General features: G+C 65.1%; 1 protein-coding gene. It reads left to right on the forward strand.

Features of this window, described 5'->3' with window-relative positions; translation table 11 throughout:
- Positions 1 to 249 (forward strand): hypothetical protein (locus tag ACLJNW_RS27230; protein WP_410961671.1); only part of this gene is annotated, 249 nt, incomplete at both ends.

Raw genomic sequence — 249 nt, forward strand, 5'->3', positions numbered from 1 at the left:
GGCCTGCTGAGCGAACGGCAACTGAAGAAGGCGCTGAAGAAGCAGACCAACCTGCGCCTGGCCGCGACCCTGGTCGCCGCCCTGCTCAGTCCGTTCCAGATGGCCAGCGCCGACATCCAGCGTATGCAGCCGCCAGCGGCCATGAGCCGCCAGGAATTGCCGAAGAACCTGCGTCCGCTGACCGACGTCGAGATGAGCAACGTCAACGCCCAGGGCCTCAACGAAAGCCTCGAGGGCCTGTTCCTGAAG

This window comes from Salmonella sp. SAL4457 (assembly GCF_046548235.1).
GTDB classification, from domain to species: domain Bacteria; phylum Pseudomonadota; class Gammaproteobacteria; order Enterobacterales; family Enterobacteriaceae; genus Salmonella; species Salmonella enterica.